An 18,373-nucleotide genomic window follows, 5' to 3' on the forward strand; every position below is an offset into this window, starting at 1 on the left:
CGGGCCATTGGCGTGTCCGGGGAAATGACGCTGCGGCGCGTCCAGGCGGTCACCCAACGCGTTCACGACCGGAAGCGCGTCGCGCCGATCCGTGCCACTGCCGAATTCGAGCGGCTTTACGGAATGCTTTATCGCTTAATTTCGGGCATTCTCATCAAATGAACAAATGCCCAGCGAAAACAGGTGTGGGCCCCGTCCCACCAGGGACGGGGCCCACACCGTGACGTCAGACCCTGAGCGTCAGGACGTGCTCGACCAAGGTGATCAAGGTCGACTTCACGGCGTCGCGGGACCGGGCGTCGGTCCGGACGACGGGGATGTGCGGGGAGATCGTGAGAGCCTCCCGCACCTCCTCCTCACCGTGGACGTGCGATCCGCCGAACCCGTTGAGGGCCACGACGAACGGCAGGCCGGCCTCCTCGAAGTAGTCGATCGCCGGGAAGCTGTCGGCCAGCCTCCGGGTGTCGACGAGCACGATCGCACCGATCGCGCCCTTCACGAGGTCGTCCCACATGAACCAGAACCGGTGCTGACCCGGCGTACCGAACAGGTACAGGATCAGGTCGCGGTCCAGCGAGACACGGCCGAAGTCCATCGCGACCGTGGTGGTGCGCTTTGTCGGAATGTGCGAGAGGTCGTCGACGTCCGCACTCGCCTCCGTCATCACCGCTTCCGTGGTCAGCGGCATGATCTCGGAGACCGCGCCGACGAAGGTCGTCTTGCCGACACCGAACCCGCCGGCAACGACGATCTTCGTCGACGTCATTCCGGCGTCAGAGCCTGCGAAGCCCACTGAGCACCCTTTCAAGCAAATTGAGATCCGGCTTACCCGCATCCAGCGAAGGCTGGTGGATCTGCACCAGGCCCTCGGCCGCCATGTCCGCGATCAACACCCGGGTCACGCCGAGAGGCATGCGCAACAGAGCGGAGAGCTCGGCAACCGAGCGCACCTGCCGGGACAACGAGATGATCGCCTGATATTCCGTGGAGAGCGTGGAGGGGTCCACGCCCACGAACGTCGCCGAGGAGACCAGCGCCTCAAGAGCGAGCTGCATCCGGGGAGCGGTCCTGCCCCCGGTCACAGCGTACGGGCGAATCAAACGATCTCGCCCGCTCTTGGCCTGGGACGTGCCCAGAGATTCCTCCGGGCCACGCCAACCTGGTGCGTCCATATCACCCCCCTATCGCTGAACCGACTGCAGTTCGGCCCGGAGCGCAGGCGTAAGGGCCTGGCCGGCACGCTCTGCGAGCAATGTCATCTGGTAGGCCACGAGGCCCATGTCGCAGTCCGGCGAGGCCAGCACGGCCAGCGCGGAACCGTCGCTGATCGACATGGTCAGCAGGAGGCCCCGCTGCATCTCGATCACCGTCTGTGCCACGGGACCGCCCTCGAAGACCCGGGAGGCGCCCTGGGTGAGGCTGATCAGGCCGGCCGTGATCGCGGCGAGCTGGTCCGCCCTGTCCTTGGGGAAGCCCTGGGAGTAGGCCAGCGGAAGCCCGTCCGCGGAGACGATCACCGCGTGCGCCACTCCGGGCATCTCCTTGACGAACTCGGTGATCAGCCAGTTGAAGCCGCGCGCGGCCTGGCTGAGTTGGTTGTTCACTGCTGGTTCTCTCCCTCGACGGCGTTGGCGCGCTCGCTCATCTCAGCACGCCCCTGCCGTACGCCTTGCTGGAAACTGGACAGACGGCTGCGCACCCGTTCCGCCGAGATCGGCGGCATCGGGGGGGCCGGAGCCGCCGAGGCCGCCGAGGCGGCTCCGGGCACGAGGTTCGCCTTGGGCACCCGCTTCGGAAGGCCCGCTCCGGTCACCCCGCCCTCCACGGGCTTCTTCGCGACCTCGGCTGCCGCCCAGCCCTGGTCGGAGGGAGTGCTCCACGGCTGCCTCTCGGCGACCGGCTCGGCCTGCCTGGGCTGCTGCGCCGGCTGGGGCGTCCGCTGCGGCAACGGCTGCGCCTGCTGCGGTGCCTGCTGGGAGGCCTGCTGGGGTGCCCGCTGCGGCAGCGGCTGGTGCTGCTGCGGCGGTGGCGTGGAATGCGTGATCTGCGGGATGTTCTGGGTCTCCAGCCCCTGCGGCCCGCGCCTGACCCGCTGCTCCAGCGGCCGCGGCCTGACCTCGGCCACCGGCTCGGGAGCGACCTCCCGCTCCGGCTCGGGGACGGCCGCCGCACCGCTGCGGAACCAGTCGGACCCCACCGCCGCGAAGATCGGCAGGAACTCCTCGGGCTCCGGTTCCGTCGGCGGCACCTCGACCACGGGAAGGGCCTGGGTGTTCTCCATCGGTTCCAGCCGCTGCGGCGTCCAGGGGTCGATCGCCGGCGGGTCGGGCCAGGCCGAGGGGAACGACGGCGGCGCGGTCGACGCCAGCGGGGACGACCACAGGTCCTCCACCGCCGAGGCGGGCACCACCGGTCCCGACCACAGGTCCGCGGACGTCGGCGCCGGCACCCGGGGAGGCGCCTGGGCGGGCGGCGCCCCGGGACCGGCCTGCTGGCGGGCACCGCGCCCGGTCCCGAACGGGTCCGGGTTCGGGGCGGAGCCGAACGGGTCGGGGTTCACCGAGCCGAACGGATCCTGGCCGGACAGGTTGGACATGCTGGTCATGCTGGACATGGAGCCGAACGAGTTCGACGGGCCCCCGAAGGAGCCGGACGGCATGCCCTGCCCCGACAGCGCCATCTCGGGCATCATCGTGGACTGGGCCACCACCTGCGCCGGCAGGAGCACGACGGCGCTGAGGCCGCCGGTCTCCGGGCGCCTGAGCTGGACCCTGATGCCGTGGCGCATGGCCAGGCGGCCGACCACGAACAGGCCCATCCGGCGGGAGACCGACAGGTCCACCGCGGGGGGCTCGGCCAGGCGGCGGTTCGCCTCGGCCAGTTCCTCGTCGCTCATCCCGATGCCGGAGTCGGTGACCGCCAGGATGACGGCGCCCATCTCGTTGCCGTTGCTGGTCACCGTGATCTTGGTGTCCTGCGGCGAGAAGAAGATCGCGTTCTCGACGAGCTCGGCGACCAGGTGGACGATGTCGTTGACGGCCTGGCCGATGATCGAGATACCCGACTCGACCCGGAGGTTGACCCGCTCGTAGTTCTCGACCTCCGACAGCGAGGCGCGGACGACGTCGCTGAGCGGGACCGGCTCGCTCCACCGGCGGCTCTGCTCCTGGCCCGCGAGGACCAGGAGGTTCTCGGAGTTGCGGCGCATGCGGGTGGCCAGGTGGTCCAGCTTGAAGAGGCTGCCCAGCCGGCCCTCGTCCTGCTCGCCCTGCTCCAGGTCGTCGATGAGGTCGATCTGCCGTTCCACCAGCGACTGGGTGCGGCGGGAGAGGTTGACGAACATCGCGTTGATGTTGCTGCGCAGTCGGGCCTCGTCACCGGCGAGCCGGATGGCCTCGCGGTGGACCTCGTCGAAGGCCCTGGCCACTTCCCCGATCTCGTCGCGGGAGGCCACTCCGATGGAGGGCACCTCGACGTTCGGGGCCTGGTCGCCGGACTCCCGCAGCACCCGGACGGTCTCGGGCAGCCGGGTGTCGGCCACTTCGAGCGCCTCGCTGCGCAGCCTGCGCAGCGGCCGGACGAGCGTGCCGGCCACCCAGGCGGTGATGAGCAGGATCAGGACCAGCAGGACCAGGATCGAGGCACCGGAGATCACCGCGCTGCGCTGCTCGGCGCTCTCCATCTCCTGGCTGCGGGAGACGACCGCGGACGCCAGGCGGCGCTCGACGGTCCGCATGCCGTCCACGATCGAGGTGGAGGCGCCGTACCAGGTGTTGGCGCTCACGAGCCAGCCTCGGCCGCGCTCCAGCGGCTTGTTCTCGCGCATGAGGGACATGACGAGAGCGCGCATGGAGTCGGCCTGGTCGACCTTGGGGCCGGTGACCGCGTCGCGGAAGCCCTTGGTGTCGGCGGCGGAGGCGGTGGCGCGGAAGGCGTTCTCCTCGCTCAGCTGGCTCCGGTACGCGCCGAGGAGGTCGGCGGGGTCGTCGAAGTCGAACTTGCGGTCCAGGAAGCTGACCAGCAGGGTGCCCCGCTGCCTGGCGACCTGTTCCTTGGCCCGGGTCAGCGCGCCCAGCGCGAGCGCGTCTCCGATGAGGCGCTCGTCGCCGCCGCTGCGGCCCAGGTCGTCGTGGAGGGTGATGAAGTCGGTGATCATCCGCGTGTACATGCCGAGGGCCGCCCGGGGGAGCACGCTTCCCTCGGTCATCAGCCTGCGCAGGCCGGGGAGCCCGTCGAGCCAGCGGCGGATCTGGGCGACCTCGGTACGGACGCGGGCGGCCTGCGACGCGTCGAGGGCGTCCATGGCGGCCAGCGCCTGGTCGCCGCTCCGGTCGACCACCGCGCGCTGCTCCGTGACCCTGTTGAGGTTGGTGCGGGTGGCGACGGCGATGGACCAGGCGGTGAGGTCGCGTTCCTCGGCCATCTCGTGGGAGAGGTTTCCGAGCGACTCGACCAGCGAGGCGACCTCGGTCATCCGGCGGTACTCGCCGGCCGTGGACAGGGCCGTGGTGAGCTGGAGGCCGGTGAGGAGGACGGCCGCGGCGGTCGGGAGCAGGATCAGCGCGACCAGTCGGGGACGCACGCGCCAGTTCGCCGGCAGGAGTCGACTGCCCACCCCTGACGCGCGGTGGCTCCGGCGGTCTTGTGTCATCACTGGCCTACGTAACCCCTCGCCGGATTTGGAAGCGGCGGAAGCAATTTGAGCACATCCTTTATGTCACTTCGAATGGAGTAATTGCCGACATATCACCATAAATGGGACATACGGCGTCAAAGTTTTCAGGCGGGCCGGAAGGAATCCCTCACCTCCGGAGCCTGGTGCTTGATCATCAGATGGCGGGTCACAGAGTATTCCTGAACCGCCTCCTGACTCATGTCCTTGCCGAAGCCACTTCCCTTGACCCCGCCGTGCGGCGCCTCGGACGCGATGGGCAGATGGTCGTTCACCCAGGTCACGCCCACGTCGAGCCGGTGCGAGACGCGCAGTGCCCGCGCCACGTCCCTGGACCAGACCGAGGAGGCCAGTCCGTAGGGGGTGTCGTTGGCCAGCCGTACCGCCTCGTCCTCGCCGTCGAAGGGCAGTGCCACGAGGACCGGGCCGAAAAGCTCACCCTGAACGATCTCACTGTTCTGCGCGGCGCCGGAAACCAGGGTGGGCGGATAGTGGAACCCGGGCCCCTCGAACGGGACGCCGCCGTGCAGCACGGAGGCGCCCGCGGCGACGGACCGCTCCACGAAGCCGTGCACGCGGTCGCGGTGCCCGGCGGAGATCAGCGGGCCGATGTCGGTGGCCGGGTCCCAGGGGTCGCCCACCGTGATCTGGGCCAGCGTCGCGTGGAGCGCCTCGACGGCCTCGTCGTACACGTCGCGGGCGATGTAGACGCGGGTCGCGGCCGTGCAGTCCTGGCCGGTGTTGTAGGTGGCGCCCATCGCGACGCCTCTCGCCATCTCGGCCAGGTCCGCGTCGCCGAAGACCAGCGCCGGGGCCTTGCCGCCGAGTTCCAGGTGCACCCGCTTCAGGGAGCCGGTGGCGCCGCGCATGACGGCGCGGCCGGTCGCGGTGGAGCCCGTGACGCTCACCATGTCGACGCCCGGGTCGGCGACGAGGGCCTCCCCCACCTCGGCGTCGCCCAGGACGACCTGGAGCAGGCCGTCGGGCGCGCCGGCGCGGGCGAACAGCCGCGCCATCCTGAGCGTGGTGCCCGGCGTCTGCGGGGCGGGCTTGATGACCACCGCGTTCCCCGCCGCCAGCGCGGGGCCGATCTTCCACACCGCCATGACCAGGGGGAAGTTCCAGGGGGCGATCGATCCCACGACCCCGACCGGACGGCGTACCAGCACCGAGGTGTAGCCGGAGCTGAGCACCCCCGCGCCGGTGCCGTCCAGCGAGCGGGCCGCGCCGGCGAAGAAGCGGAGGTTGTCGGCCGCGAACGGCAGCTCGCCGTCGCGGAAGACCGCCGCGGGCTTGCCGGTCTCGCTGACCTCCAGCCGGGTGAGCTCCTCGGCGTCGGCCTCGACGAGGTCGGCGAAGCGCAGCAGCACCCTGGACCGTTCGGCCGGGGTCGCCGTGCTCCACTCCTCGAACGCCGCGCGGGCCCGCCGCACGGTGGCGGCCACCTCCTCGATCGGGGTGTCGGCCACCTCCCGCAGCAGGTCGCCGGTCGCCGGATTGATCAACTTGCCCATGGAACTTCCCTCGTCGTGGTGATGCGGAGCCGTCAGGCGCCCGCCCGCTCGATCAGGTCGGCGGCCCTGCGCAGGCCGTCCCGGCCGCGGATCTCCTCGCCCGCGGCGGCGAGGCGCTCGCGGAGCGCTGTGTCGCCCAGGAGCCGCTCCAGCGCGCCGGTCAGTTCCTCGTCGGAGAAGGCGTAGGTGGCCAGGCGCACGCCGTAGCCGAGCTCGTGGACGCGCTGGGCGTTGTCGTACTGGTCCCAGAACAGGGGCAGCAGGATCATCGGCTTGCCGAAGTGCAGCGCCTCGGTGGTGGTGTTGTTGCCGCCGTGCGTGATGACCAGGTCGACCAACGGAATGATCTTGGTCTGCGGGACGAACTCGGCGCCCCACATGTTGCCGGCCAGTTTGATCTCCTCGTGCAGCGGGCCGAGGGAGACGATGAAGCGGTACGGGGTGGTGGCCAGCACGTCGACGACCCGCTGCATGAGGGCGACGTCCGCCGAGCCGAGCGAGCCCAGCGAGAAGTAGACCAGCGGCCCCTCCCGCCCGGCCAGCGACGCGGGGAGCTCGAAGCCGCCCTCCGTCTCGCGCACCGAGGAGTCCAGGCGGTGCCAGGAGTCGCCCAGCGGCCGGGCCTCGGTGTAGTCGGCGATCTCCGGGAAGACGTACAGGTTGAGGTCGCCCTCGTGGATGAAGTCCAGGTCCGGCAGCGGGCGCGCGCCCTGCTCGACGACCCACTCGTTGAAGGCGGTCCAGATCTCGCGGTGGGTGCGGTCGTACTCGGCCTCGAAGGCGCCCCACCCGGAGCGGTCGTCGGCGGGCAGCCCGGAGAAGACCGGGGCGACGCCCTCGCCGCGCACCTCCAGCGGGTTGCAGGACACGATGCGGACGAACGGCTTGCCCGCCGTCAGCAGCGCCGGGAAGGTGATGACGTTGTCCTCGACGATGACGTCCGGCCGGACACGCTCGATAATCGCCTTCAGCTGAGGCTCGCAGTACTTGGCGCCGTCGATAAGCGCGTCCCAGATCGGCTTGGTGACCGTCTCCAGCTGCTCCAGCGTCGACTTCCGGTATTCGGGGGCGGTGTCCCTGATGAAGTCCTTCCAGAACTGCCCGGCGTCCTGCTCCTCCTCGGACGGCGGCGCGAGATCGACCAGGTCCTCCTCGAATCCGAGGGCCGTCAATTTCCCCTTCCAGGAGGCCTCAGCTGCGAAAACGACTCGATGTCCACGCTTACGAAGAATGTCACCGATGCCGATGCAGTTGTTCGTCGGCCCGTAGGCACTCTCCGGCATGAACAGGATCGTGAGGGACATCACGCCTCCTTGCGTCTAGGGGTTGCGGCTTTTGAAGAATGGTTCAATTCTTGGCTGGTAAAAACGCTGGGAAAGGGTCACTATGGACCCCGGCACAGAGCGTGGTTCTCAACGAGCGGGGGAATATGACGCGCAAGGGTCGGGCGGACCGGCGCCTGGATCTCATCGCGGCCGCACACCGGGCGATCATCCGGCACGGCACAGAGGGGGTGCACCTCAACCACGTCGCCGAGGAGGCCGGTCTCACCTCCGGGGCGGTCCTCTACCACTACCCGCGCCTCAGCGAGTTGCTGGTCGACGCCCACCACGCCGGGATGGAGCGCTTCTACGAGCAAAGGCTCAAGCGGATCGGCGGCATGCGCGACCCCGCGGAGAAGCTCGTCGTGACCATCCGCTCGGGGCTGCCGCACGGCCCGGACGACCCGGACGTCCGGCTGCTCAACGAGCTCGGCGGCGCCGCGCCCCGCAACAGGATGTACGCCCTGCTGCTGACCACGCTCTACGACCGCCAGGTCTCCCTCTACCAGAGCATCCTCGACACCGGGGCCGCCCTGGAGACCTTCAGGCTGTCCGGCGACTCGCTGCCCATCGCCCGCAACCTGGTCGCGCTGGAGGACGCCTACGGTTACCGCATAACGGCCCGCCACCCGGTGATCGGCCCGCAGGAGGCGGCGGAGCTCATCCTCGACTACGCCAGGACCGCGACGAACAACCCGCTCAAGTCTTCTCATTGAGGGATCAGCACTCCGTCCCCGTCCGCCCAGCCCAGCGCGACGAGCGAACCGGCACGCACCTGCGTGGCCCCCGGGGTGGCGGCCAGGACGGGCGTGGGACGCCCGCTCACCTGGACCGACACGTGCGAGACGCCGCCGAAGAAGCTCACGTCGACGACCTCGCCGCGCAGCACCCCCTCGGTGCCCAGCCTGAGCCGCTCCGGTCGTACGGCGAGCAGCGCGGGCGTGCCGTCGGGCAGGTTCGAGATCCCGGGAAGCACGCCGAGCCCGTCACTCGCCAGGCCGACCGAGCAGGCCCGGCCGGGGAAGATGTTGTTCGCCCCCACGAAGCCGGCGACGAACGGGGTGCGCGGGCGCTCGTACAGCTCCACCGGGGCGTCGATCTGCTCGACGGAGCCCGCGTTGAAGACCGCGATCCTGTCGGCGAGCGACATGGCCTCCTCCTGGTCGTGGGTGACCACGACGAAGGTGATGCCGACCTCGTTCTGCAGCCGCTTGAGCTCCAGCTGCATCTCCGCGCGCACCTTCTTGTCCAGCGCCGACAGCGGCTCGTCGAGCAGCAGCAGGCGCGGCCGCTTCACGATCGCGCGGGCCAGCGCGACCCGCTGCCGCTGGCCGCCCGACAGCTGCTGCGGCCTGCGCCCGGCCATGGTGTCCAGGCCGACCTTCTCCAGCACCTCGCCGACCCGGCGGCGCACCTCAGCCCTGCCCAGCCTCTCCCGCTCCAGGCCGTACGCGACGTTCTTCGCCACGGTCATGTGCGGGAACAGCGCGTACGACTGGAACATCAGGTTCACCGGGCGGCGGTGGGCCGCCTGGCCGAGCAGGTCGGCGTCGTCGAGCGTGACGGAACCCTCGTCGGGTGACTCGAAGCCCGCCAGGATCCGCAGGAGCGTCGTCTTGCCGCAGCCGCTGGGGCCGAGCAGCGCGAAGAACTCGCCCTGCCGGATCTCCAGGGAGACGTCCGACAGCGCCGTGACGTCGCCGAACCGGCGGCTGACACCTGTGATCTTCAGCATTAGGACAGCGACTCCGTCAGTCGGGTCATCCGCTGGGTCACGATCACCGCGGTGAAGCTCACCAGCAGCAGCAGCGTGGCCAGCGCGTTGATCTCGGGGGTGACCCCGAAGCGGACCATTGAGTAGATGACGATGGGCAGGGTCGGCGTGGTGGGCGCGGCCGTGAAGTACGCGATGACGAACTCGTCGATCGAGAGGGTGAACGCCAGCAGCGCGCCCGCCAGGATGCCCGGCGCCAGCTGCGGCAGCGTGACCCGCAGGAACGTGGTGAACGGCGTCGCCCCCAGGTCCCTGGACGCCTCCTCCAGGGAGGTGTCGGCGTTGGTGAGCCGGGTGCGGACCACCGCGGTCACGAACGCCATGCCGAACACCGTGTGGGCCAGCAGCACCGAGTGCAGGCCGAGGGTCGCCTTGATCATGGCGTAGAACACCAGCAGCCCGATGGCGAGCACCAGGTCGGGCAGGACCGCGGGCAGCACGCCCAGCGCGTCCAGCGCCCGCGACCTGGTGTGCCTGGCCAGGCCCACCGCCAGCAGGGTGCCGAGCACCGTGGCCAGCGCGGTGGAGCCCGCGGCCACGATCAGGGTGTTGACCAGCCCCTCGCGGATCTTGGCGTTCTGGGCGAGGACGCCGTACCAGTCCAGGCTGAAGCCCTCGTAGACGTAGGGGGACTCACCGGCGTTGAACGACATCGCGACGAGCACGACGATCGGCGTGTAGAGGAAGGCGTAGGTCACCCAGAAGGGGACGTACAGCAGGCGTGATCTACGCACGTCGGGCACTCCAGGCCTGCAGGAGCAGCAGGACGATCAGCACGGCGATCAGCGCCAGCGCGAGGGTGGATCCGAACGGCCAGTCGCGCGCCTTGAGGAACTGGTCCCTGATCAGGTTGCCGACCATGATGGAACGGCCGCCGCCGAGCAGTTCGGGGATGATGAAGTTGCCGAAGCTCGGCACGAAGACGAACAGGCAGCCGGTGAACACGCCCGGCAGGGTGAGCGGCAGCGTCACCGACGCGAACGTGCGGACCGGCGAGGCGCCGAGGTTGGCCGAGGCTTCGCGCAGCTGCGGGTCGAGCTTCTCGATCGCCGCGTACAACGGCAGGACCATCAGCGGCAGGTACGAGTAGACGAGGCCGGTGACGATGGTGCCCTGGTTGTAGAGCAGCTCCAGCGGCTTGTCGATCAGCCCGAGGTCCAGCAGGGTGCTGTTGACCAGGCCGGGGCCGCTGAGCAGGATGATCCAGGCGTAGATGCGGATCAGGAAGTTGGTCCAGAACGGCAGCACGACCGCCACCAGGGCGATCGTCTTCCACTTCCGCGGGAGCTGGGCGATCAGGTAGGCCGTCGGGTAGCCGACCAGCAGGGCGATCAGCGTGGCGATCGTGGCCAGTTTCAGCGAGCCGAGCAGGACGTCCAGATAGAGCGGGTCGAGCAGCCGGGCGAAGTTCCTGCCCGTGACCTCGTAGACCACCCCGCCGAACCGGCCCCTGCGGAAGACCGTGAAGCTGACGAGCAGGGCGAGCGGTACCAGCAGGAGGACGAGCAGGTAGGTCAGACCGGGCCCCAGGAAGACGAGCCTTCCCAGGGCACGCGACCGGCGCGCCCGCGATCTCGCGGACGCGCCGGAAACGGTGGTGGAACGTGTCACTGCTTCGCCGAGACCTCGGTCGCGAGCTGGGTGAACTTGAGCGAGTCCTCGCCCAGGTCGATGATCGACTCACCCTTGAGCAGGTCGGACGGCGTCATCTGCAGCGGGGCGTTGTCGGCCTTGAGCTTGGCGTCCATCGCGTCCATCGCGGCCTTGTTCGGGACCTTGTAGAGGATGTTCTCCGCGGCCCAGCCGTGAACCTTCGGGTCCAGGATGTAGTTGATGAAGGCGTGGCCCGCCTCCTTGTTCTTGGAGGACTTCAGCACGACCATGGTGTCCACCCACAGGTCGCTGCCCTCCTTCGGGATCACGAACTTGATGTTCTTCTCGGTGGTCGGGCACCAGCCGTCCCACGCCTCGACCATCACGGCCTCGCCGGTCTTCAGCTTCTCGCCGAAGGTGGTGTCGTCGTAGCCGAGCAGCTTCGGCTTGGCCTCAAGCAGCTTCGCCTTGACCTTGGCGATCTCCTCGTCGCTCCTGGTGTTGACCGAGTAGCCGAGGGCCTTGATGGCGGGAAGGGCCAGCCAGCGCTCGGTGGTCATCATGGTGACCTTCTTGAGCGCCTCGGCCGGCGGGTTGAGAATATCGTTCCAACTCGTCGGCGCGGTCTTCACCAGGTCGGTCCGGTAGCAGATGCCCGTGGTGCCCCAGGTGTAGGGAACCGAGAAGACGTTACCCTTGTCGTAGGACAGCTCCTTGGCCTCGGGGTAGAGGTTCGCGAGGTTGGGGATCAGCTCCGGGTGGATCGGCTCCAGCAGCCCGGCCTCGTTGAGGGCCTGGGCGTACTGGCCGGAGACGAAGGCCACGTCGAGACCGGTGTCGGTGCCGCTGGTGAGCTTCGCCATGATGTCCTCGTTGGTGGCGTGCTCCGTCACCTTGAGGGTGGTCTTGAGGTTGTCCTTGATCCGCTGGGGCAGGTCCTCGGGCGTGTAGCCCGCCCAGACGGAGATGGTGACGCTCTGCTTCGCGAGGTCGGCGTTGGGGTTCAGCTGCGCCGCCGAGGCGCTGGCGGCGGGCGCGGCGGCGGTGTCCGCGGCCTCACCGCCACAGGCCGAGGCTGCGAGCGCGAGACCGGTGACCAGGGCGGCGACCGGAAGACGACGGGTGTACCGGGTGCGGGACACGGCCGCTACTCCTTCAGAATTCAGTGTAATTGGGGTAGACCGGCCGTTGGGGACACGGCAGACCAAAGCAGGAGTGTTGCAGTCAACATTAACTTGAGCAAGACTTCCCCCGACATCACCCCTGGAAAGTTTGGTCCGTTTGTTAAATCCTGCTTCAATCTGGAACCGGATCGACACGGTTCCCCGGGCCGGCGACGGGCGGAGCAGCGAGCTCGTCGAGGCTCTGACCTGCGATGTCCCGGCCCCATTCGCCGTTCGTCGATTCCATCCGCTCCCCTTGCCGATCACCACTCTTTTCTCAATCGACACTCAATTGTCATCGAGTGACGGGGGCCTCGGAGGCACCGAGCGGGGGGTCGAGGCCGACCAGACCAACCATTCGGTGGTCGTCGGCGAGCGGTTCGTCGTGAAATGGCTCACTCCACCCGCGCCGCTCCCCCAGCCCGCGCCCGACGTGTTCGCGCACCTGACGTCGGTCGGCTTCACCGCGACCGCCACGCCGTACGCGTCCGTCTCCCGGCGCGCCGGCGACGGCTCCGAGCTGCTGCTCGCCCTCGTCACCGCGTACCTGCCGGGCGCCGCGGACGGCTGGGAGTGGTGCGTGGACGAGGCCGTCTCCGGCGGCACCTCCTTCGCCGCCGACCTGGGCGTCCTCTCCGCCGACCTCCACGCGGCGATGGCGACCCCGTCCGCGACCTTCCCCGACCCGGTGCGGCACGCGGACGCCGTACGGGCGGGAGAGGACCCGTGGCCGCCCCGAGCGGGAGAGAGCCCGTGGCCGCCCCGGGCGGGCGAGAGCCCGTGGTCGCTCCGGGCGGGCGAGGCGCTGGCGGAGGCGCTGGCGCTGACCGGCGGCGAGGACGGCGAGTGGCTCGCGGAGCGCGCCGGCGAGCTCCGCGCCGAGCTGGCCCCCCTCGCCTCGGCCCGGGCCACCCCGCTGATCCGCATCCACGGCGACCTGCACGTCGGCCAGATCCTCCGCTGGCGGGACGGCTACGCGGTGATCGACTTCGACGGCAACCCGACCGTCGCGGGCGCCGACCCCTTCCAGCCCGCGGCCCGCGACCTCGCCCAGCTCACCACGAGCCTCGAACACGTCGGCCAGATCGCGATCAGGCGCCGCGACGCGGCCCCCGAGGTGATCGCCGGATGGTCCGCCACGGCCCGCGCCACCCTGGAGGCGGCCTACCTCGGGCGGCTGGCCGAGCTGGGCCACGCCGCGCTCCTGGACCGTTCCCTGCTGCGCCCGTTCGAGATCGAGCAGGAGTGCCGCGAGCTCGTCTACGCGGCGAGGCACCTGCCGCGCTGGCGCTACGCCCCGATGGGCGTGCTGCGGTCCCGATACCGATGAGCCCGACGGGCGTGCCGTACTCCCCCACCGATGAACCCGGCGAGCGTGCCGCGCTCCCGACACCGATGAGCCCGACGGGTGTGCCACGGCCCCGACACCGCTGAACCCGACGCTTCCACGAAGGAGAGACCGTGATCCCCGAGCTGTACCTCGCCGATCTTGAGGCCAAGCCCGCCGCGCTGGCCGCGCTGGCCGACGCCCTGGAGGCGGGCGACCCCTTCGCGGGCATCCCGCCGGGGATCCGGCGGGTGCTCCTCCTCGGCATGGGCAGCTCCCGGTACGCCGCCCGGGTGGCCGCGCTGCGCCTGCGGGCCGCGGGGGTGGACGCGGTGGCCGAGTACGCCTCCGCCGCCCTGTCCTACCCGCCGAGCCCGGACACCCTGGTGGTCGCCATCTCCGCCACCGGCGGCAGCCGGGAGACCCTGGACGCGGTCGCCCGCCACCGGGGCCGGTCCTTCGTCCTCGCGCTCACCAACGCCCCGGACTCGGCCGTCACCGAGGGCGCCGACCTGGTGGTCCCGATGGTGGCGGGCGAGGAACGCGGCGGCGTCTCCTGCCGGACCTTCCAGCACACCCTCGCCCTGCTCCTGGCACTCGGCGGCCATCTGACCGTCCCCGGCTGGGGCGGGCGGGTCCCTGCCGGGGACGAGCCCGGCGGTTTCGGCCGGGACGTGCCCGAGCTGCTCCGCCGTACGGCCGAGGCCACCGCCGACCTGCTCGACCGCCGCGACGAGTGGCTGGAACCGGCGGCCGCGCTGCTCGACGGCCCGCACGGCGTCTACACGATCGCTCCCGCCGAGCACCTGTCCTCGGCCGAGCAGTCGGCGCTGATGTTCCGGGAGGGCCCCCGCAGGGCGGCCGACGCGTGCGAGACCGGCGACTGGGCCCACGTGGACGTCTATCTCACCAAGACCCTCGACTACCGCGCCATCCTCTTCCCCGGTTCCCGCTACGACGAGCAGGCCATGGACTGGATCGGGCAGCGCGGCTCCACCGTCCTGGCCGTCGGCGGTGACCTTCCCGGTGCCGGGGCCTCCGTCCGCTACCGCCACGACGACGACCCCGACGTGGCGCTCCTGACCGAGACCCTGGTGGCCGAGCTCGTCGCCGCCCGCTGGTGGCTCGCGGGAACCGACGCGAGGAGCTCGGCGCCTGAGGAGGAGCTCAGCCCCTGAGGTGGTTGAGGACGCGTTCGAGCAGGTCGGGCCCGGGCCCCGCCGCAGTGACCCGGGGGTGGTGGATCCGCACCAGGCCCTCGGACTCCATGTCGGAGACCAGGACGCGGGTGACGCCGAGGGGGACGCTCAGCAGAGCGGATATCTCCGCGATCGAACGGATGCTGCGGCACAGATCGCTGATGAAGCGATATTCCTTGATGTAGGACAGGCCGAGCGGGGTGGTGGTCGTGGTCGCGACCAGCGCCTCCATCGCGAGCTTCGAACTCGGCACGACCCGTCCCCCGGTCACGGCGTACATCCGGACCAGCGCGCTCTCCTCCTCGGCCGGCTCGTCGTGCTCCGGCTCGTACCCGAGGCGCCCGTCCCGCCGGGCCCCGAAGCCGGACGGCTCCTCCGGGGAGCCGTATCCCGGCGGCTCGGTCCCGGCACCGCGCACGGGCGGCGCGACCGGGGGCGGCGCCGCGAGCCATCGGTGTCCCGCGGGCTCGGCCCGGAGGCCGTACCTGGGTGTGTCGTCCCACTGCTCCTCCCCGGGGGAGGCGTGACCGTCGCGAAACTCGCGCCCGTGGTCCCGGTTTCCGGCCCGCACGCTACCCCTCCCGCTTCGGGAGCTCGTTGCGCGCCTTGCGCACACCCTCCTGGAAGCTCGCCATGCGACTGCGCACCCGCTCGGGCGAGAGAGCGGGCCTGACCGGCGCCGTGGACACGGACCGCTCGGATGACTCGGATGACTTGGACGGCTCGGACGGCTCGGACGGCTCGGACGGCTCGGACGGCTCGGACGGTTCTGACCGTACGGACGGCGTGACCGAGCCGGGGACCAGGTTGGCCCGGGGGGTGCGCCTGGGCAGGCCGGCCTCGGTCGTACCTCCGAGCACGGGGGCGCTCGCCGCCTGCGCGGCCCGCCAGCCGAGGTCACCGGGCGAGGTCCACTCTTCGGTCTCGGCCCGAAGCCCCTCGGAAGCAGAACCCTCGGAAAGGGAGCCCTCGGAAGCGGGACCGTCGGAGATGGAGCTCTCGGAAGCGGGGCCGGAGGAGTCCCCGGAGACAGCGGCCTCGGAGGCGGAGTCGGGGACGGAGCCGGAAACGGCCCCCTCCCCGGGGCGGGCCGTCCGCGCACCGGCGTCGCGGGAGAGGGCGGCGGTCCTGAACCAGGCGGACTCGACCGCGGCGAAGATCGGCAGGTAGTCGTCCTCCCGCTCCGCCGAGGTCCCCGCACCGGTCTCGTCCACCGGGGGAAGGCCGTCGAGGAAACCGGGCGAGCCGTCGAGCGGCCCCGGAGGACGCTCGGGGGAACCGTCGAGCGGCCCCGGAGGGCGGTCGAACGGGCCGGGCGGGAACTCCCCTCGGCTCCCCGGCGGGCGGAGCCGCTCCACGGGCGGGCTCCACACGCTCCGCGCGGCCGAGTCCGTCCTGACCCGCGAGGGCAGCGGTGCCCGCGCCGCGGGAGGTGCCTGCGCGGCCGTGGGCGCGGCGAGCAGGGGAACCCGCGACGGCCGTCCCGCGACCCCGGGAACCTCCGGGAACGGAACGGCGGCCGGGTCGTCCTCGCTCCCGGCCCCGTCCTCGTCGTCGTCCGCGGGGTGCGGGAACGGCGGGACGGGCAAGACGGGCGAGACGGGCGGACCGCCCGCGTCACCGGGGAACGGGGAGCCGCCCGCCTCCGCGGAGAAGCCGACCACCCCCGCCGGAAGACCGGCCACGCCCGTCCGCGTACCCGGGAAGGCCGGCTGAGGGTGTCCGGACGACCGGCCCACGATGGGCGGCAGGACGAGGAGCGACTCGGGAATCATGATCATCGCGGTGAGGCCGGAGTCCTGGGGGCGGAGCTGGACGCGGATGCCGTGCTTGAGCGCGAGGCGGCTGACGACGAACAGGCCCATGTTGCGGGCGATCGAGGCGTCGGCGGCCTGCGGGTTGGCCAGCCTCCAGTTGACCTGGGAGAGCTCGTCGAGCGTCATGCCGATGCCCTTGTCGGTCACCGAGACCATCACGCCGCCGTCGTCGACCCGGCTGCTGGACACCGTGACCCTGGTGTCCGGCTGGGAGAACGAGACGGCGTTCTCGACCAGCTCGGCGAGCAGGTGGACCACGTCGCTCACCGCGGGGCCCGCGACGGCGACCTCCGACTGGACCCGGTTCGTCACCCGCTCGTAGTTCTCCACCTCCGACAGCGCGGCCCTGACCACGTCCATCAGCTCGACCGGCTGCCTCCAGCGCCGCGCCACCTCCTGCCCGGCGAGGACGAGCAGGTTCTCGCTGTTGCGGCGCATGCGGGTGGCGAGGTGGTCGAGCTTGAACAGGTCCGCCAGCCGCTGGTCGTCGCGCTCGCCGCGCTCCAGCCGCTCGACCAGGGTGAGCTGGCGTTCCACCAGGCTCTGGCTCCGCCGCGAGAGGTTGACGAACATCGCGTTCACCGTGGCGCGCAGCCTGGCCTCCTCGCCCGCCAGCCGCACGGCCTCCCGGTGGACCTCGTCGAACGCCCTGGCGACCTCGCCGATCTCGTCGCGCGACAGCACCCCGATCGGCGGCACGTCGGCGGCGATCTCCCCCTCGTGCGACTCGCGGACCCGCTGGACGTACGCGGGCAGCCGCTCCCCCGCGACCTCCAGCGCCTCCCTGCGCAGCCGTCTCAGCGGCCTGACCAGCGAGCGCGCCACCCCGACGGTGATCGCCAGCACGAACGCCAGCAGGGCGGCGACGGCGGCCGCGACCGTCAGGGCGTGGTCGTACTCGGCGTCGCCGAGCCGCTGGCTGCGCGCGACGATGTCCTGGGCGTGCCGCTCCTCGACCTCGCGCATGTGGCCGATGGTGACGGTGGCCGCGTCGTACCACTCCTTGGCGTCGTCCTTCCGCTCCAGGTCCAGGCCCCTCAGCGAGATGCCGGAGGCCGCGCGGAGCAGGACCAGCTCGCGGAGGAGGTCGGCGCGTTCGGCGGTACGGCCGTTGACGACCTCGTCGAAGAGGCGGCGCTCCCGGCCGCCGGCCTCGGCGGCGAAGGTCCTGCGCTCGTTGCGCTCGGTGGAGAGCGCGCCGAGGAACCGCTCCATCTGCCCCTGCTCGAAGCGTCCCGCCACGAGCACCACCGTCAGCAGCGCCCGCTGGAACGAGGCGGCCTCCTTGGCGCGGGCGAGCGCGTCCAGGGTGATCGCCTGGCCGAACAGGACGTCGTCGGCGCCGCCCTTGCCGAGCTCGTCGTGCAGGGAGAGCAGGTCGGCGATGACCAGGGAGTAGGCGGCGATGGCCGCGTCGGGCAGCAGCGCCGATCCCAGGGCCTGCTCGCGCAGCGGGCGGAGGTCGTCCAGACGGGTGATCGCGGTCTCGACCTCGTCCCGGGTGCGGCCGCTCACCTCCTCGCCGAGCAGGGAGCCGCTCTCGCGGACGCGTGCCGCGAAGGTGTCGACCAGGTCCATCTGGGACCGTACTTCCTTCACGTCCTTCTCCGGCCGGCCGAGGGCGATGAACCAGGCGGTGTGGTCGCGCTCCTCGGCCAGCTCGTGGGTGAGCGTGCCGATGCGGGCGGAGAGCCGGGCGAGGTCGTTGACCCGCTGGTAGTCCCCGGCGGCGCGTACCGAGGCGAACACCTGGACACCGCCGAGCAGCACCGCGGCGATCGTGGGCACCAGGACGAGCGCGACGAGGCGCCGGCGTACTCGCCAGTTCCGCGGGCGCAGGCCGCTGCCCGCGTCGTGGATCTCCTGTGGACTCACCGAACGCTGCCCTCTCGGTGGATGAACCTTCCGGTCGAATTTCCCATGGTTCCTGGCAATTCGAGCACATATCAACCTGTGGGGCCAAGCGAACACAGTTCGGTAAATGGGTATTCC

Annotated in this window: 16 protein-coding genes; 4 read left to right on the forward strand and 12 right to left on the reverse strand. The window is 70.8% G+C overall.

Features of this window, described 5'->3' with window-relative positions; genetic code table 11:
* Positions 1–24: 24 nt before the first annotated feature.
* Entirely contained in the window at positions 25–162 is a 138-nt protein-coding gene (locus tag ACSC1Q_RS15725; protein WP_436759446.1) for a hypothetical protein, read from the forward strand.
* Positions 163–226: 64 nt separating this feature from the next.
* On the opposite strand, the gene ACSC1Q_RS15730 is transcribed toward ACSC1Q_RS15725, so the two are convergent.
* From ACSC1Q_RS15730 to ACSC1Q_RS15755, 6 genes are all read right to left on the reverse strand, one after another.
* Positions 227–766 (reverse strand): GTP-binding protein, encoded by a 540-nt coding sequence (locus tag ACSC1Q_RS15730; protein WP_329091233.1) that lies wholly within the window; start codon positions 764–766, stop codon positions 227–229.
* A 7-nt stretch (positions 767–773) separates the two neighbouring features.
* Positions 774–1,172, reverse strand: a complete 399-nt coding sequence (locus ACSC1Q_RS15735) for a DUF742 domain-containing protein (RefSeq protein ID WP_436759447.1) — start codon at positions 1,170–1,172, stop codon at positions 774–776.
* A 9-nt stretch (positions 1,173–1,181) separates the two neighbouring features.
* On the reverse strand, positions 1,182–1,604 hold the full coding sequence (locus ACSC1Q_RS15740) for a roadblock/LC7 domain-containing protein (protein WP_030906232.1): 423 nt from the start codon (positions 1,602–1,604) through the stop codon (positions 1,182–1,184).
* Positions 1,601–4,582 (reverse strand): sensor histidine kinase, encoded by a 2,982-nt coding sequence (locus ACSC1Q_RS15745; RefSeq protein ID WP_436759448.1) that lies wholly within the window; start codon positions 4,580–4,582, stop codon positions 1,601–1,603. The genes ACSC1Q_RS15740 and ACSC1Q_RS15745 overlap by 4 nt, the downstream gene beginning before the upstream one ends.
* 197 nt (positions 4,583–4,779) lie before the next feature.
* Positions 4,780–6,186 carry an aminobutyraldehyde dehydrogenase gene (locus ACSC1Q_RS15750; protein WP_436759449.1) on the reverse strand — a complete coding sequence of 469 codons (1,407 nt, stop codon included), beginning with the start codon at positions 6,184–6,186 and terminating at the stop codon, positions 4,780–4,782.
* Positions 6,187–6,218: 32 nt separating this feature from the next.
* Complete coding sequence (locus tag ACSC1Q_RS15755; RefSeq protein ID WP_436759450.1) at positions 6,219–7,490, reverse strand: glycosyltransferase; 1,272 nt, start codon at positions 7,488–7,490, stop codon at positions 6,219–6,221.
* Between the two features lie 125 nt (positions 7,491–7,615).
* Here ACSC1Q_RS15755 and ACSC1Q_RS15760 point away from each other — a divergent pair, with 125 nt between their 5' ends.
* Positions 7,616–8,224, forward strand: coding sequence for a TetR/AcrR family transcriptional regulator (locus ACSC1Q_RS15760; RefSeq protein WP_350975925.1), 609 nt, complete (start codon positions 7,616–7,618; stop codon positions 8,222–8,224).
* On the opposite strand, the gene ACSC1Q_RS15765 is transcribed toward ACSC1Q_RS15760, so the two are convergent.
* Genes ACSC1Q_RS15765 through ACSC1Q_RS15780 form a run of 4 tightly spaced genes read right to left on the reverse strand, consistent with a single transcriptional unit; the run spans position 8,218 to position 12,017 of the window.
* Positions 8,218–9,243 carry an ABC transporter ATP-binding protein gene (locus tag ACSC1Q_RS15765; RefSeq protein ID WP_436759451.1) on the reverse strand — a complete coding sequence of 342 codons (1,026 nt, stop codon included), beginning with the start codon at positions 9,241–9,243 and terminating at the stop codon, positions 8,218–8,220. The genes ACSC1Q_RS15760 and ACSC1Q_RS15765 overlap by 7 nt on opposite strands.
* Positions 9,243–10,016: an ABC transporter permease gene (locus ACSC1Q_RS15770; protein ID WP_436759452.1), complete on the reverse strand. Its 774-nt coding sequence runs from the start codon at positions 10,014–10,016 to the stop codon at positions 9,243–9,245. The genes ACSC1Q_RS15765 and ACSC1Q_RS15770 overlap by 1 nt, the downstream gene beginning before the upstream one ends.
* The gene (locus tag ACSC1Q_RS15775) at positions 10,009–10,893 is read right to left on the reverse strand and encodes an ABC transporter permease (protein ID WP_436759453.1); all 885 of its coding nucleotides are present in this window, start codon (positions 10,891–10,893) and stop codon (positions 10,009–10,011) included. Before ACSC1Q_RS15775 ends, ACSC1Q_RS15770 begins: the two co-directional genes overlap by 8 nt.
* Positions 10,890–12,017, reverse strand: coding sequence for a polyamine ABC transporter substrate-binding protein (locus ACSC1Q_RS15780; RefSeq protein ID WP_436759454.1), 1,128 nt, complete (start codon positions 12,015–12,017; stop codon positions 10,890–10,892). The genes ACSC1Q_RS15775 and ACSC1Q_RS15780 overlap by 4 nt, the downstream gene beginning before the upstream one ends.
* Positions 12,018–12,330: 313 nt before the next feature.
* Here ACSC1Q_RS15780 and ACSC1Q_RS15785 point away from each other — a divergent pair, with 313 nt between their 5' ends.
* Both ACSC1Q_RS15785 and ACSC1Q_RS15790 read left to right on the forward strand, forming a co-directional pair.
* Positions 12,331–13,368, forward strand: a complete 1,038-nt coding sequence (locus ACSC1Q_RS15785) for a hypothetical protein (protein WP_436759455.1) — start codon at positions 12,331–12,333, stop codon at positions 13,366–13,368.
* Between the two features lie 131 nt (positions 13,369–13,499).
* A complete protein-coding gene (locus tag ACSC1Q_RS15790; RefSeq protein WP_436759456.1) occupies positions 13,500–14,543 on the forward strand; it encodes an SIS domain-containing protein in 1,044 nt (347 codons plus the stop codon).
* Here the strand turns inward: ACSC1Q_RS15790 and ACSC1Q_RS15795 are convergent.
* On the reverse strand, positions 14,533–15,135 hold the full coding sequence (locus ACSC1Q_RS15795) for a DUF742 domain-containing protein (protein WP_436759457.1): 603 nt from the start codon (positions 15,133–15,135) through the stop codon (positions 14,533–14,535). The genes ACSC1Q_RS15790 and ACSC1Q_RS15795 overlap by 11 nt on opposite strands.
* Position 15,136: 1 nt before the next feature.
* Entirely contained in the window at positions 15,137–18,256 is a 3,120-nt protein-coding gene (locus tag ACSC1Q_RS15800) for a sensor histidine kinase (protein WP_436759458.1), read from the reverse strand.
* Positions 18,257–18,373: the final 117 nt, after the last annotated feature.

Origin of the sequence: Streptosporangium heterodermiicola (assembly GCF_051390675.1) — a bacterium.
Taxonomy (GTDB): Bacteria; Actinomycetota; Actinomycetes; order Streptosporangiales; family Streptosporangiaceae; genus Streptosporangium.

Coding starts and splice junctions, on each gene's coding strand:
- ACSC1Q_RS15725 (WP_436759446.1), top strand. CDS start 25: ATGACGCTGCGGCGCGTCCAGGCGGTCACCCAACGCGTTCACGACCGG.
- ACSC1Q_RS15730 (WP_329091233.1), bottom strand. CDS start 766: ATGACGTCGACGAAGATCGTCGTTGCCGGCGGGTTCGGTGTCGGCAAG.
- ACSC1Q_RS15735 (WP_436759447.1), bottom strand. CDS start 1,172: ATGGACGCACCAGGTTGGCGTGGCCCGGAGGAATCTCTGGGCACGTCC.
- ACSC1Q_RS15750 (WP_436759449.1), bottom strand. CDS start 6,186: ATGGGCAAGTTGATCAATCCGGCGACCGGCGACCTGCTGCGGGAGGTG.
- ACSC1Q_RS15755 (WP_436759450.1), bottom strand. CDS start 7,490: ATGTCCCTCACGATCCTGTTCATGCCGGAGAGTGCCTACGGGCCGACG.
- ACSC1Q_RS15760 (WP_350975925.1), top strand. CDS start 7,616: ATGACGCGCAAGGGTCGGGCGGACCGGCGCCTGGATCTCATCGCGGCC.
- ACSC1Q_RS15765 (WP_436759451.1), bottom strand. CDS start 9,243: ATGCTGAAGATCACAGGTGTCAGCCGCCGGTTCGGCGACGTCACGGCG.